Annotated in this window: 12 protein-coding genes; 10 read left to right on the top strand and 2 right to left on the bottom strand. The window is 72.0% G+C overall.

The genetic code is table 11. The annotated features are described in order from the left end of the window. Nucleotides 1-51: 51 nt before the first annotated feature. Nucleotides 52-504 (bottom strand): metallopeptidase family protein, encoded by a 453-nt coding sequence (locus tag ACZ6IM_RS12950; protein WP_161377492.1) that lies wholly within the window; start codon nt 502-504, stop codon nt 52-54. A gap of 294 nt (nt 505-798) precedes the next feature. On the opposite strand from ACZ6IM_RS12950, the gene ACZ6IM_RS12945 reads away from it, so the two are divergent. From ACZ6IM_RS12945 to ACZ6IM_RS12905, 9 genes are all read left to right on the top strand, one after another. Then, complete coding sequence (locus ACZ6IM_RS12945; RefSeq protein ID WP_052843574.1) at nt 799-1,218, top strand: DUF3499 domain-containing protein; 420 nt, start codon at nt 799-801, stop codon at nt 1,216-1,218. A 149-nt stretch (nt 1,219-1,367) separates the two neighbouring features. Then, the gene (locus ACZ6IM_RS12940) at nt 1,368-2,984 is read left to right on the top strand and encodes an L-lactate permease (RefSeq protein WP_052843593.1); all 1,617 of its coding nucleotides are present in this window, start codon (nt 1,368-1,370) and stop codon (nt 2,982-2,984) included. Between the two features lie 80 nt (nt 2,985-3,064). Next, nucleotides 3,065-4,429 (top strand): phosphomannomutase/phosphoglucomutase, encoded by a 1,365-nt coding sequence (locus ACZ6IM_RS12935; protein WP_052843573.1) that lies wholly within the window; start codon nt 3,065-3,067, stop codon nt 4,427-4,429. Nucleotides 4,430-4,572: 143 nt separating this feature from the next. Continuing rightward, nucleotides 4,573-4,743 carry a Trm112 family protein gene (locus ACZ6IM_RS12930; protein ID WP_014673093.1) on the top strand — a complete coding sequence of 57 codons (171 nt, stop codon included), beginning with the start codon at nt 4,573-4,575 and terminating at the stop codon, nt 4,741-4,743. Nucleotides 4,744-4,822: 79 nt separating this feature from the next. Beyond that, nucleotides 4,823-5,950, top strand: coding sequence for an SIS domain-containing protein (locus tag ACZ6IM_RS12925; RefSeq protein WP_469556453.1), 1,128 nt, complete (start codon nt 4,823-4,825; stop codon nt 5,948-5,950). A 50-nt stretch (nt 5,951-6,000) separates the two neighbouring features. Continuing rightward, nucleotides 6,001-7,152, top strand: coding sequence for a mannose-6-phosphate isomerase, class I (gene manA / locus ACZ6IM_RS12920; protein WP_052843570.1), 1,152 nt, complete (start codon nt 6,001-6,003; stop codon nt 7,150-7,152). 186 nt (nt 7,153-7,338) lie between these two features. Then, complete coding sequence (locus ACZ6IM_RS12915) at nt 7,339-8,319, top strand: cation diffusion facilitator family transporter (protein ID WP_052843569.1); 981 nt, start codon at nt 7,339-7,341, stop codon at nt 8,317-8,319. A gap of 281 nt (nt 8,320-8,600) precedes the next feature. Beyond that, nucleotides 8,601-10,058 (top strand): adenosylhomocysteinase, encoded by a 1,458-nt coding sequence (ahcY, locus tag ACZ6IM_RS12910; protein ID WP_469556449.1) that lies wholly within the window; start codon nt 8,601-8,603, stop codon nt 10,056-10,058. 110 nt (nt 10,059-10,168) lie between these two features. Next, complete coding sequence (locus tag ACZ6IM_RS12905; RefSeq protein WP_052843567.1) at nt 10,169-10,783, top strand: hypothetical protein; 615 nt, start codon at nt 10,169-10,171, stop codon at nt 10,781-10,783. Nucleotides 10,784-10,804: 21 nt separating this feature from the next. On the opposite strand, the gene ACZ6IM_RS12900 is transcribed toward ACZ6IM_RS12905, so the two are convergent. Then, entirely contained in the window at nt 10,805-11,746 is a 942-nt protein-coding gene (locus tag ACZ6IM_RS12900; RefSeq protein ID WP_469556447.1) for an RDD family protein, read from the bottom strand. Nucleotides 11,747-11,872: 126 nt separating this feature from the next. Between ACZ6IM_RS12900 and ACZ6IM_RS12895 the strand changes: the two genes are divergently transcribed. Beyond that, nucleotides 11,873-12,880, top strand: coding sequence for a stage II sporulation protein M (locus ACZ6IM_RS12895; protein ID WP_469556444.1), 1,008 nt, complete (start codon nt 11,873-11,875; stop codon nt 12,878-12,880). Nucleotides 12,881-13,328 lie beyond the last annotated feature (448 nt).

Genomic DNA, 13,328 nt, shown 5'->3' with positions numbered 1-13,328 from the left:
GGTCCTGTCGGTACCGCGCAAGGAGCGGCGGGGGCGACCGGGCCCCGCCGCTCAGTCCTCCCCGTACCGGGGATCCACCGTCTCCGGCGTCAGCCCCAGCAGCTCCGCGACCTGCTCGACGACGACCTCGTGCACCAGCAGTGCGCGCTCGTCCCGCCCCTTGGTCCGGATCTCCACCGGCCGCCGGTAGACCACGACCCGCCCCCGCCGCCCGTCCCGCGAGGGCACCGTGCCCCCGAGCGGGACCGCCTCGTCGTTCCACGCCTCCCCGGCCGCGGGCGGGCGTGGCACGTCGAGGACGAGGAAGTCGATGTCGGCGAGCTGCGGCCACCGCCGCTCCAGGCGCTCCACGGAGTCCTGCACCAGGTCCGCGAACACCTCGCCACGGCTCGCGGCGAGCGGCACCTGCGGGGGCGCGACCGGGCCGCGCATGCCCCGACCGTGGCGATCACGACGGCGGGGTCCTGGGCGGCCGGCATCACGGGGCGTCACGGGGTTGTCCATCACTGGTGAAGGGTAGTCCCCGCCGGGGCGGTGCGCCCGACCGCGCGCACACGGCGGGCGACGTGGCGGCGGCCCGCTCCGCTTGTCGCCGGATGACCATTCCAGCCAAGGTTGGGCTCAATTCCGTATCTCTTCGCGACCATGGAACTCAAGGCAAATGTCGTTGTTTGTATCGGGTCGTGACCGCCCGCGGCATCGCGCGGGCTCCCCGTGACGGGCGTCTGCGCAGGTCAAAGGGGAATGTTCCGGAGGGTCCACAGGTCGTTTCACGCCACGACACGGGGGTGTGACCTGGTGGAGAGTCGTCGCGGCCCGCTCAAGAGTGCGGTACCGTCCAACATCGTGAGCCCTGTACGTCGCTGTTCGCGCACCGCCTGCGGCCGTCCCGCCGTCGCGACGCTGACGTACGTCTACGCCGACTCGACCGCGGTCCTCGGCCCGCTCGCCACCTACGCCGAACCCCACTGCTACGACCTGTGCGCCGAGCACTCCGAGCGCCTCACCGCCCCCCGCGGCTGGGAGGTCGTCCGCCTGCTCGACGGATCCGCCCCGGCCCGCCCCAGCGGCGACGACCTGGAGGCGCTCGCCAACGCGGTGCGTGAGGCGGCCCGGCCCCAGGAGCGGGCGGCCGAGGCCGGGGGCGCCCGGACGGCCGACCCGATGGAGGTCGCGCGCCGCGGCCACCTGCGCGTGCTGCGCTCGCCGGACAACTGAGCCCCGCTCGGCGGGTTTTCACCATTCACTCACCGTGTTCCCGGTCACATCCGTTGCTGCACACCCATTGACGCCTCGTTGTCGCGGACACGACCATTCCGGAAGCTGCGAGAAAACGCTTTCGCATGGCGGAATCCGGGGAGGCGTGCGTGTACGTACAGGAACTGGAACCCGTCGCCGGTTCGCTCGGCCTGTCGGCCCTGGTGGCGGCCCTGCCACTGGTGATCGTCCTCGTCCTGCTGGGCGGCGTCCGCATGAAGGCGCACCTGGCGGGCCTCATCGGTCTCCTGGCCGCCGTACTGGTCGCCTGGCTCGCCTACGGCATGCCGCTGGACCAGACGGCCTCCAGCGCCGTCCAGGGAGCGGTTTTCGGCCTCTTCCCCATCCTGTGGATCGTCGTGAACGCCCTGTGGGTCTACCGGATGACGGTCCGCACCCGGCACTTCGACATCCTGCGGCGCTCCTTCGGCCGGCTGTCCGACGACCCCCGCATCCAGGCCCTGGTCGTCGCCTTCTGCTTCGGCGCCCTGCTGGAGGCCCTCGCCGGGTTCGGGGCGCCCGTCGCGATCTGCTCGGTCATGCTCGTCGCCCTCGGCTTCGACCCCGTGCGCGCCGCCGTCGTGTCCCTGGTCGCCAACACCGCGCCGGTCGCCTTCGGCGCGATGGGCACCCCGGTGGTGACGCTCGCCCAGGTCACCGGGCTGCCCCTGGACGACGTCGCCTCCGTGGTCGGCCGCCAGACGCCCCTGCTGGCCCTCGTCGTACCGCTGCTCCTGGTCGCCCTGGTGGACGGGCGGCGCGGCCTGCGCGAGACCTGGATCCCCGCGCTGGCCTGCGGAGTCGCCTTCGCCGTCGCCCAGTTCGTCGCCTCCAACTACGTCTCCGCCCAGCTCGCCGACATCGCCGCCGCCCTGATCGGCGCCGCCGCCCTGGTCGCCGTACCGCACTCCCGCAGGCCCGCCGCCGAGCCCGTACGGGCGTCGGTACTGACCGGCGTACGCAGCGAGGAACTGGACGAGCGGGACCCCGCCCGGGAGGTGGTGCGCGCCTACGCGCCGTACGCGCTGATCGTCGCCGTCTTCTCGGTGGCGCAGATCCCGGCGGTCAAGGACTGGCTGGCGAAGGCCACGCAGTCCTACGACTGGCCGTTCCTCGACGTGGTCGGCCCCGACGGCACTCCGGTCGGCGGCAACGTCTTCTCCTGGCCGATCGTCTCCACCGGCGGCACGCTCGTGCTGTTCGCCGGGCTGGCCACGGCCGTCGTCCTCGGCGTGCACGCGCGCGTGGCGGTCAGGGAGTGGCTCGCGACCGTGCACGAACTGCGGTTCGCGATCCTCACCGTCACCTCGGTCCTCGCCCTCGCCTACGTCATGAACCTCTCCGGACAGGCCGCCACCATCGGCCACTTCGTCGCCGCCGCGGGCGCCGGGCTCGCCTTCCTCTCCCCGGTGCTCGGCTGGTTCGGCGTCGCCGTCTCCGGCTCCGACACCTCGGCCAACGCCCTTTTCGGCGCCCTCCAGGTGACCGCCGCGCGGGAGTCAGGCCTCTCGCCCGAACTGCTGGCCGCCGCCAACAGCTCCGGCGGTGTCCTCGGCAAGATGATCTCCCCGCAGAACCTCACCATTGCCTGCGCCGCCGTCGGACTCGCGGGCCGCGAGGGCGACCTGCTGCGCAAGGTGCTGCCCTGGAGCCTCGGCCTGCTGCTCCTCATGTGCCTGATCGTCGTCGGGCAGTCCACGGCGGCTCTGGGCTGGATGCTGCCCTGACCTTCGGGAACCGCCCGGGCGGCCGGTCGGTGCCTGCGGGTAGTTTGTGGGCTCCGACAGGACTTTCAGGAAGGTTGGCCGTGGCTGCTGATCTGTCGCAGATCGTGAAGGCGTACGACGTGCGCGGTGTCGTACCGGACCAGTGGGACGAGTCGCTGGCCGAGCTGTTCGGCGCGGCCTTCGCCGAGCTGACCGGCGCGGGCGCCATCGTGGTCGGCCACGACATGCGGCCCTCGTCCCCGGGCCTGTCCGGCGCCTTCGCGCGCGGGGCCGCGGCCCGCGGCGCCGACGTGACCGGGATCGGCCTGTGCTCCACCGACCAGCTGTACTACGCCTCCGGCGCGCTCGGCCTGCCGGGCGCCATGTTCACGGCGTCGCACAACCCAGCGCGGTACAACGGCATCAAGCTGTGCCGCGCGGGCGCCGCGCCGGTCGGCCAGGACACCGGCCTCGCCGAGATACGCGCCCTGGTGGAACGCTGGAGCGACTCCGGCGCCCCCGAGCCCGCGTCCCGTCCGGGCACGGTGACCCGGCGCGACACGCTCGCCGACTACGCGGCCCACCTGCGCTCCCTCGTCGACCTCACCGGCATCCGGCCCCTCAGGGTCGTCGTCGACGCGGGCAACGGCATGGGCGGTCACACCGTCCCCACGGTCTTCGCCGGCCTGCCCCTCGACCTCGTGCCGATGTACTTCGAACTGGACGGCACCTTCCCCAACCACGAGGCCAACCCGCTCGACCCGGCCAACCTCGTCGACCTCCAGCAGCGCGTCCGCGAGGAGGGCGCCGACCTCGGCCTCGCCTTCGACGGCGACGCCGACCGCTGCTTCGTCGTCGACCAGAACGGCGACCCGGTCTCCCCGTCCGCCGTCACCGCCCTCGTGGCCGCCCGCGAGCTGGCCCGCAACGGCGGCACGGGCACGGTCATCCACAACCTGATCACCTCCCGGTCGGTCCCGGAGGTCGTGCGGGAGAACGGCGGGACACCGGCACGCACGCGCGTGGGCCACTCGTTCATCAAGGCCGAGATGGCCAGGACCGGCGCCATCTTCGGCGGCGAGCACTCCGCGCACTACTACTTCCGCGACTTCTGGAACGCCGACACCGGCATGCTGGCCGCCCTCCACGTCCTCGCCGCCCTCGGCGAGCAGGACGGCCCGCTGTCCGCCCTGGTCGCCGCGTACGACCGCTACGCCGGCTCCGGCGAGATCAACTCCACCGTCGACGACCAGCGGGCCCGCCTCGACGCGATCCGGGCCGCGTACGAGGGCCGCGACGACGTCACCGTGGACGAGCTGGACGGCCTCACCGTCACCGCCGCCGACTGGTGGTTCAACGTCCGCCCGTCCAACACCGAGCCCCTGCTCCGCCTCAACGCGGAGGCACGTGACGAGGCGACGATGACCAAGGTCCGCGACGAGGCACTGGCGATCATCCGCGCCTAGCCGCGGCAGCGGCAGCGCAGGCCCGCGTGACCGCCCCTGCACCGACGCCGGATTCACCGTGGGCCACCCGCACCGGTCCGCCCCGGCGGTACCCTGACCAGCACATCCACACACGCCCCACCGCCCCCGAAGGGAACCCCCCCATGCCGCTCGAAGCCGGCCTCCTGGAGATCCTCGCCTGCCCGGCCTGCCACGCCCCCCTCAAGGAGCAGGACACGGAGCTGATCTGCACCGGCCAGGACTGCGGCCTGGCGTACCCGGTGCGCGACGGCATCCCCGTCCTCCTCGTCGACGAGGCCCGCCGCCCCGAGTAACCGCCGGCCAGGCACCGGCAACCCGGCGACGACCCCGCGCAATCGAACGAACGCCCCCGGCGATCGGAGACCTGCCGCCATGCTCGACGAATCGCTCCTCGACGCCCCGGAGCGCCTGACCGAGGCCGACCGCCGCGGTCTGCTCCGCGGCGCCGCCGAGGCCGGTGCCCGCGTCCGCACCGCCGCCCGGCACGCCGCCGAGGCCGGCGTCGGCAACCTCAAGCCGGACGGCCGCCCGCGTGCCGTACTGATCGCGGGCCCCGGCGCCGCCGCCACCCACGCCGCCGACCTCCTCGGCACCCTCGCCGGCGCGGGCAGCCCCGTCACCCGTCTCGCCCCCACCGGCGTTGCCCCCGCCGCGGGCGCCCTGCGCTGGGAGCTGCCCGGCTGGGCCGGTTCCGTGGACCTCCTGCTGATCGCCACCCCCGACGGCGCCGAGCCGGGTCTCGCCCTGCTCGCCGAACAGGCATACCGCCGGGGCTGCACGGTCGTGGCCGTCGCCCCCGCCCGCTCCCCGCTCAGCGATTCGGTGAGCGCCTCGCGCGGCCTGTTCATCCCGATGGCGACCGCCCTCTACGACCACGACGAGCCCCTCGCCGGTGCCACCCCCGGCGTCCTGTGGGCGCTGCTCACCCCGCTTCTCGCGCTGCTGGACCGCACCGGCGTGCTCGAGGCGCCGCCCGAGGTCGTGGAGAAGGTCGCCGACCGCCTCGACGCCGTCGCCGAACGCTGCGGACCCGCCATCGTGACCTACAGCAACCCCGCCAAGACCCTGGCGTCCGAACTGGCCGAATCCCTCCCCGTCGTCTGGACCGAGGGCACCTCCGCCGGGCCCGCCGGCCGCCGTTTCGCCGCCGCCCTCGCCGAACTGTCCGGCACCCCCGCGGTCGTCGCCGACCTCCCCGAGGCGCTGGCCGCGCACAGCGCACTGCTCGCCGGCCGACTCGCCGCCGGAGCCGACCCCGACGACTTCTTCCGCGACCGCGTCGAGGAGCCGGCCGCCCTGCGCGCGCGTGTAGTGCTGCTCCGCGACCGTCCCAGCGGCGGACTCACCGCCGCGCCCAGCGCCCGTGACCTGGCCCTCGGACACGACACGCCGATCAGCGAACTGGAGCCGGAAGCGGGCGGCGAACTGGAGACCCTCGCCGAACTGATCGCCATCACGGATTTCGCCGCCGTCTACCTGGCGCTCGCCTCGGGAGCCTGACCCCGGCGCACCATCGCCCACGCACCCGCACGCACCCGCAGAGAGAGCTCATGGACCGCCTCGACAACACCGTCCGCCCCTACGCCTGGGGTTCCACCACCGCGATTCCGACCCTCCTCGGGACCGAGCCGACCGGCGAACCGCAGGCGGAGATGTGGATGGGCGCCCACCCCGGCGCCCCCTCCCGCACCGGCCGGGGCACGCTCGCCGAGGTCGTCGACGCCGACCCCGAGAAGGAACTGGGCGCCGCCTCCGTGGCCAGGTTCGGCCCTCGGCTGCCCTTCCTCCTCAAGCTCCTGGCCGCCGGGGCCCCGCTCTCCCTCCAGGTCCACCCCGACCTCGCCCAGGCCAGGGCCGGTTACGAGGACGAGGAGCGCCGGGGCGTCCCCCTGGACGCCCCGCACCGCAACTACAAGGACGCCAACCACAAGCCCGAACTGATCTGCGCCCTCACCGAGTTCGACGGCCTGTGCGGCTTCCGCGCCCCGGCCGACACGGCCGACCTGCTCGACGGCCTCGGCGTCGCCTCGCTCAAGCCGTACGTCGACCTGCTGCGCGCCCACCCCGAGGACGCCGCGCTGCGCGAGGTCCTCACCGCGATCCTCACCGCCGACCCCGAGGAGATGTCCCGCACGGTCACCGAGACCGCGGCCGCCTGCGACCGCCTCGGCGGCGCCTACCGGCCGTACGCCGACATCGCCCACCACTACCCGGGCGACCCCGGCGTCCTCGCCGCGATGCTCCTCAACCACGTCCGGCTCCAGCCCGGCGAGGCCCTCTACCTGGGCGCCGGCATCCCGCACGCCTACCTGAACGGCCTGGGCGTCGAGATCATGGCCAACTCCGACAACGTCCTGCGCTGCGGCCTCACCCCCAAGCACGTCGACGTCCCCGAACTCCTGCGCATCGTCCGCTTCGAGGCGGGCGACCCCGGCATCCTGCGCCCGGAGGCGTCCCCCGACGGCGAGGAGGTCTACGACACCCCGATCGACGAGTTCCGCCTCTCCCGCTACGTCCTGCCCGAGGGGTCCGGCGCCCACGACCTCACCCTGCCCACCCCGCAGATCCTGCTCTGCACGGCGGGCACCGTACGGGCCGGCGAACACGAACTCGCCCCCGGCCGCTCCGTCTTCGTCCCGGCGCACGAAAAGGCCGAAGTGTCCGGAAGCGGCACGCTCTTCCGGGCCACCGTGCGCGTCTGACCCGCGCCCGACGGGGCATCCGGCACGTCGGGGCCCGCACGGGCTGCAACAATGGCGCACCGCAAAGGAGGGGCAAAGCCGGTCACCCGCCGGCCGTGCCCCCACCGGCGTACGGACGCAGACACAGCAGATGCAGACACAGCAGATGCAGGCGAAGCAGATGCAGGCGAAGGGACAACGCGACACATGAGCGCGTCAGGCGGCACCAGGGCGATCGTGGCGGCACTGCTCGCCAACCTCTCGATCGCGGTAGCGAAATTCGTGGCGTTCCTCTTCAGCGGATCGTCCTCGATGCTCGCCGAGTCCGTGCACTCCGTCGCCGACTCCGGCAACCAGGGCCTGCTGCTCCTGGGCGGCAAGCGGGCCCAGCGCGAGGCCACCCCGCAACACCCCTTCGGCTTCGGCCGCGAGCGCTACATCTACGCCTTCCTCGTCTCCATCGTGCTCTTCTCGGTCGGCGGCATGTTCGCCCTCTACGAGGGCTACGAGAAGATCAAGCACCCGCACGAACTGGAGCACTGGTACTGGCCGGTGGGCGTCCTGGTCTTCGCGATCATCGCCGAGGGCTTCTCCTTCCGGACCGCCATCAAGGAGTCCAACCCGCTGCGCGGCAAGAAGTCCTGGAAGGAGTTCATCCGCCACGCCAAGGCCCCGGAGCTGCCGGTCGTCCTCCTGGAGGACCTGGGCGCCCTGGTCGGTCTGATCCTCGCCCTCGGCGGTGTCGGCCTCGCCCTGCTCACCGGCGACGGCGTCTGGGACGGCATCGGCACCCTGTGCATCGGCGTCCTGCTCATCCTGATCGCGCTGGTCCTCGCCGCCGAGACCAAGTCCCTGCTGCTCGGCGAGGCCGCCGGCACCGAGGTGGTCCAGCAGATCGAGGCCGCGGTCGTCGCCGGCGACACCGTCACCGGCATCATCCACATGCGCACCCTCCACCTCGGCCCCGAGGAACTGCTCGTCGCCGCCAAGATCGCCGTCCGGCACGACGGCACCGCCACGGAGATCGCCTCCGCGATCGACGCCGCCGAGTCGCGCATCCGCGAGGCGGTCCCGATCGCCCGCGTCATCTACCTGGAACCGGACATCTACAGCGAGTCCGAGGCCGCCAAGGGCCCCGACCCCGAGGCGACCCCCGGCGGCCCGACCACCCCGCCCGCCGCCCACTGAACGACCATCCGGCGCCCGTCATCACCCTGCGTGAACGTCCGGAAGTGTTCGGAGGCGGACTGGGGACGGCGGGCGCCCGCGGTGTAGCTTGGGACGGAGCCAGACGTCGCTGCTGATGGCGGTCGGGCGGTCCACGACGGACCGGCCGAGGGAGAGAGGGCCTCCGACGGACTGCGCTGCGCGTACGCGGGCATGCCTGTGTCCTCTTCTGGGCACCCCTGTGTCCGCCGCCGCGCAGGTCAGCCGTACCCACCTCGACCCAACCCGAGGAGCAGCCCGTAATGACGACTGTCGACAACCGACAGGACTTCAAGGTCGCCGACCTCTCCCTGGCCGCGTTCGGCCGCAAGGAGATCACCCTGGCCGAGCACGAGATGCCGGGCCTGATGGCGATCCGCAAGGAGTACGCCGAGACCCAGCCGCTCGCCGGCGCCCGCGTCACCGGCTCCCTGCACATGACCGTGCAGACCGCCGTGCTCATCGAGACCCTGGTCGCCCTCGGCGCCGAGGTCCGCTGGGCCTCCTGCAACATCTTCTCCACCCAGGACCACGCGGCCGCCGCCATTGCCGTCGGCCCGAACGGCACGCCCGACAACCCGCAGGGCGTCCCGGTCTTCGCCTGGAAGGGCGAGACTCTGGAGGAGTACTGGTGGTGCACGGAGCAGGCGCTGACCTGGCCGGACACCCCCACCGGCGGCCCGAACATGATCCTGGACGACGGCGGTGACGCCACCCTCCTCGTCCACAAGGGCGTCGAGTACGAGAAGGACGGCAAGGTCCCCTCGGTCGACACCGCCGAGTCCGACGAGCACCGCGTCATCCTGGAACTCCTCACCCGCACGGTCAGCGAGAGCCCTCAGAAGTGGACCCAGCTGGCGTCCGAGATCCGCGGCGTGACCGAGGAGACCACGACCGGCGTCCACCGCCTGTACGAGATGCACCGCGACGGCACCCTCCTGTTCCCGGCGATCAACGTCAACGACGCGGTCACCAAGTCGAAGTTCGACAACAAGTACGGCTGCCGCCACTCCCTGATCGACGGCATCAACCGCGCCACCGACGTCCTGATCGGCGGCAAGACCGCCGTCGTCTGCGGCTACGGCGACGTCGGCAAGGGCTGCGCGGAGTCCCTGCGCGGCCAGGGCGCCCGCGTGATCATCACCGAGATCGACCCGATCTGCGCCCTGCAGGCGGCGATGGACGGCTACCAGGTCACCACGCTGGACGAGGTCGTCGACAAGGCCGACATCTTCGTCACCACGACCGGCAACAAGGACATCATCATGGCCTCGGACATGGCCAAGATGAAGCACCAGGCCATCGTCGGCAACATCGGCCACTTCGACAACGAGATCGACATGGCCGGCCTCGCCAAGACCCCGGGCATCGTCAAGGACGAGGTCAAGCCCCAGGTCCACACCTGGACCTACCCCGACGGCAAGGTCCTCATCGTCCTGTCCGAGGGCCGCCTGCTGAACCTGGGCAACGCCACCGGCCACCCGTCGTTCGTGATGTCCAACTCCTTCGCGGACCAGACCCTGGCCCAGATCGAGCTGTTCACCAAGCCCGACGAGTACCCGACCGACGTCTACGTGCTGCCCAAGCACCTGGACGAGAAGGTCGCCCGGCTCCACCTCGACGCCCTCGGCGTCAAGCTGACCACGCTCCGCCCGGAGCAGGCCGAGTACATCGGCGTCAAGGTCGAGGGCCCCTACAAGGCGGACCACTACCGCTACTGAGTCACCGGTTCCTCCGAGGCAGGCCCCCGCACCCCCGTGCCGGGGGCCTGCCCCATTGGCGCCGCGTCCGCATCAGCGGCCGGACCAGCCCGTCACCACCCAGGACACCCATGCCCCGCGGCCGTTATTCGCTCCACGATCCGCATGATCGCACCCCCCTCGCGGAAGAACACTTCCAGTGCGCCCCCGGCCCTTCCGGCTGGCGCTACGTCTCCCGGCTGACCACGCCCACCGGGGCTCACCACGGCTCCGTCGACCTCGCCCTCGACGACCTCGGCCGGCCCATCCGCCTCGAACTCCACGCCGCCGACTGGCAGGTCCGCGGCGCCGCCATCGACGGCGTCACCTGGGTCCGTACCGACCCGACCGGAGTCCACGCCACCGAAGGCAATGCGCGCGCCCACGCCTTCACCGGCACATCCCCGGCCTTCCTCGTCGCCGTCACCCGCCTCCTGCGCCTCACCCCCTCCGAACCGGCCACCCGCGTACGCCTCGTCGCCCTCACCGACCCGGTCCTCGCCCCCCGCACCGTGGACCAGTCCTGGGCCTTGCTGAACAGAGAAGCACACGCCACTGACAACGGCCCCCTCACCGTGGACGAATACCAGGTCACAGCCCTGGACACCGGCGAGCAGCAGTCCGTGCACATCGCCGGCGACGTCGTACTCGCGGCCCCCGGCGTCGAGCTGGAGGACCTGGAGTCACCACCGTCCGTGTTCCCGTGAGACCTGGCCCGGCGCCCGTGCCTACGCCGGCGGCACGAACCCGGTCCCGGAGCGGCCGTCCGACGGCACGGCACGCGGCACCTCGGGGCGGCCACCCGGTGACGGCGCGGGGGGCGGGGCAGTCGGCGGGGCAGCGGGCGCAGGGGGCGGAGCCGCGGGTGCGGGAGCCTCCGGCACCACCCGCCCCGATGCGGCGGTCCCGCCGGCCGCCGGAGCGCCGCCGAAGGCCCGCCAGGCCTCGCGGGCCTGCCTCTCCTGCAGCACCGCCGCCAGATACGCGGGCGGCGGAACCTCGGCCGGCACCGGAGCGCCCGTACGCGCCGCCACATCGCCGGCGAGCCGTTCGGCCATGGCCCAGCCGACGCGCGGATCCAGCTGTCCCATCCGCGCCAGGTACTGACGGACGGCAAGCCACAGATCGTCGGGCACCGAGGACAGGTCGAGCCCGGAGAACCGCCCCGCGAGCCACGGCGGAGGCGGCGGCATGAAGCCCGCCGAAGAGAACGGCACCCGCTCCCGCACGACGAGCGTGCCCGCGAACACGTCGCCGAGCCGCCGCCCCCGCGCGGACACCAGAGAGGCGACACAGGCGATGACCCCGAGCGTCATGAGGATCTCGATCACCCCGATCAGTCCCCGCACCAGCGAGTGCCGGAACCGGATCGGCCCGCCGTCGTCCCGCACCACCCGCAGCCCGCACGCCATCTTCCCGAGCGACCGCCCGTGGCTGAGTGTCTCCACGGCGATCGGACCGCCCACCAGCACGAGGACGAAGGTCGCGATCGACAGCGCGGTCTGCGCCGCCACGTCCAGGGAGGAGGTGGACGCCATCAGCGCGACGGTCACCGCCATATAGACGGCCACGGCCACCACCAGGTCGAGCAGGACGGCCAGTGCCCTGCTGGGCAGCCTCGCGGGACGCAGCTCCAGCGCCACCGCCTCGCCCGTCACCAGCTCGCTCACGCCCGCCGTCCTTCCCCTGACTGCCCCCGTCCCCGCCAGTCTGCCAAGCTGAGGACGCACCGCGCCGCAGTACGACAAGCTGATCCACGACGAGCCGCCGACGATAGCCGAGGAGCAGGCACACCGATGGACCTCGACGTCTTCGTCTCCGCCCACCGCGCGGAGTGGGACCGCCTCGACGCCCTCCTCCGGCGCCGGCGCCGGCTGACCGGTCCCGAGACCGACGAACTCGTCGCCCTGTACCAGCGCGCGGCCACGCACCTGTCCCTGATCCAGTCCAGCGCACCCGATCCCCAGCTGACCGGACGGCTCAGCCAACTGGTGGCACGCGCGCGCAGTGTCGTGACAGGCACCCGACGCGCCTCCTGGCGCGACGTCACGCGGTTCCTGACCCAGCAGTTCCCGGCGGCCGTCTACCGGGCCCGCCACTGGTGGGTCCCCACCGCTCTCCTTTCGACCGCCGTCGCGGCCCTTCTGGGCTGGTGGATCGGCACCCACCCGGAGGTGCAGTCCACCATCGCCGCACCGAGCGAGCTGCGCGAGCTCACCCGCCCCGGCGGCCAGTACGAGACGTACTACTCCAGCAACCCGGCGGCCTCGTTCGCCGCACAGGTGTGGACGAACAACGCCTGGGCCGCCGCGCTCTGCCTCATCCTGGGCGTCTTCCTGGGCCTGCCCGTCATCTGGATCCTCTTCCAGAACATGCTCAACCTCGGCGTGGGCTTCGGCCTGATGTCGTCGGCCGGCCGCCTGGACACCTTCCTCGGCCTGGTCCTGCCGCACGGCCTGCTCGAACTGACGGCGGTGTTCGTCGCCGCCGGCACGGGTCTGCGCCTCGGCTGGACCCTCATCGACCCAGGGCCCCGTACCCGCCGCACCGCTCTCGCCGAAGAGGGCAGGGCGGCCATCGGCATGGCGGTCGGCCTGGCCCTCGTCCTCTTCGTGTCCGGCGCCATCGAAGGCTTCGTCACCCCGTCCGGCCTGCCCACCTGGGCCCGCATCACCATCGGAATCGTCGCCGAGCTGACCTTCCTCGCGTATGTCTACGTCCTGGGCGGCCGGGCCGTCCGCGCCGGCGGCACGGGCGACGTCGAGGAAGCCGAACGCAGCGCCACCGTGCCAACGGCCGCCTGATGTGCATCCACCCCGTGTGAGCTGCTACTGTCCTCTTCGTTCCCGCAAGAGCCGTTGACACGGCGCGAGCGGGGAGGTAGATTAGAACAGTTGCCTGGAGATGGGTTCACCCCAGAGGGCAACAGTGAACATCTATCAGCTTCTCCGAATCTCTGAATTCGACGAAGCACTCTCCCGATTAATCGGAAACCAACGCCGGCCAGACCGGCCCGGAACTTCTGATAAAGTCGGAGCCGCCGGAAAGGGAAACGCGAAAGCGGGAACCTGGAAAGCACCGAGGAAATCGGATCGGAAAGATCTGATAGAGTCGGAAACGCAAGACCGAAGGGAAGCGCCCGGAGGAAAGCCCGAGAGGGTGAGTACAAAGGAAGCGTCCGTGCCTTGAGAACTCAACAGCGTGCCAAAAGTCAACGCCAGATATGTTGATACCCCGACCTGATCGGATCTC

The organism is Streptomyces sp. NPDC042336, from assembly GCF_055581985.1.
Note: the sequence above shows the minus strand (reverse complement) of the source record. Positions and strands in the feature narration are given on the sequence as shown.

What these genes read in the sequence shown, in the direction of transcription:
- ahcY (WP_469556449.1), top strand. Translation starts at nt 8,601, where the DNA reads ATGACGACTGTCGACAACCGACAGGACTTCAAGGTCGCCGACCTCTCC.
- manA (WP_052843570.1), top strand. Translation starts at nt 6,001, where the DNA reads ATGGACCGCCTCGACAACACCGTCCGCCCCTACGCCTGGGGTTCCACC.
- ACZ6IM_RS12905 (WP_052843567.1), top strand. Translation starts at nt 10,169, where the DNA reads ATGCCCCGCGGCCGTTATTCGCTCCACGATCCGCATGATCGCACCCCC.
- ACZ6IM_RS12925 (WP_469556453.1), top strand. Translation starts at nt 4,823, where the DNA reads ATGCTCGACGAATCGCTCCTCGACGCCCCGGAGCGCCTGACCGAGGCC.
- ACZ6IM_RS12930 (WP_014673093.1), top strand. Translation starts at nt 4,573, where the DNA reads ATGCCGCTCGAAGCCGGCCTCCTGGAGATCCTCGCCTGCCCGGCCTGC.
- ACZ6IM_RS12950 (WP_161377492.1), bottom strand. Translation starts at nt 504, where the DNA reads ATGGACAACCCCGTGACGCCCCGTGATGCCGGCCGCCCAGGACCCCGC.
- ACZ6IM_RS12915 (WP_052843569.1), top strand. Translation starts at nt 7,339, where the DNA reads ATGAGCGCGTCAGGCGGCACCAGGGCGATCGTGGCGGCACTGCTCGCC.
- ACZ6IM_RS12895 (WP_469556444.1), top strand. Translation starts at nt 11,873, where the DNA reads ATGGACCTCGACGTCTTCGTCTCCGCCCACCGCGCGGAGTGGGACCGC.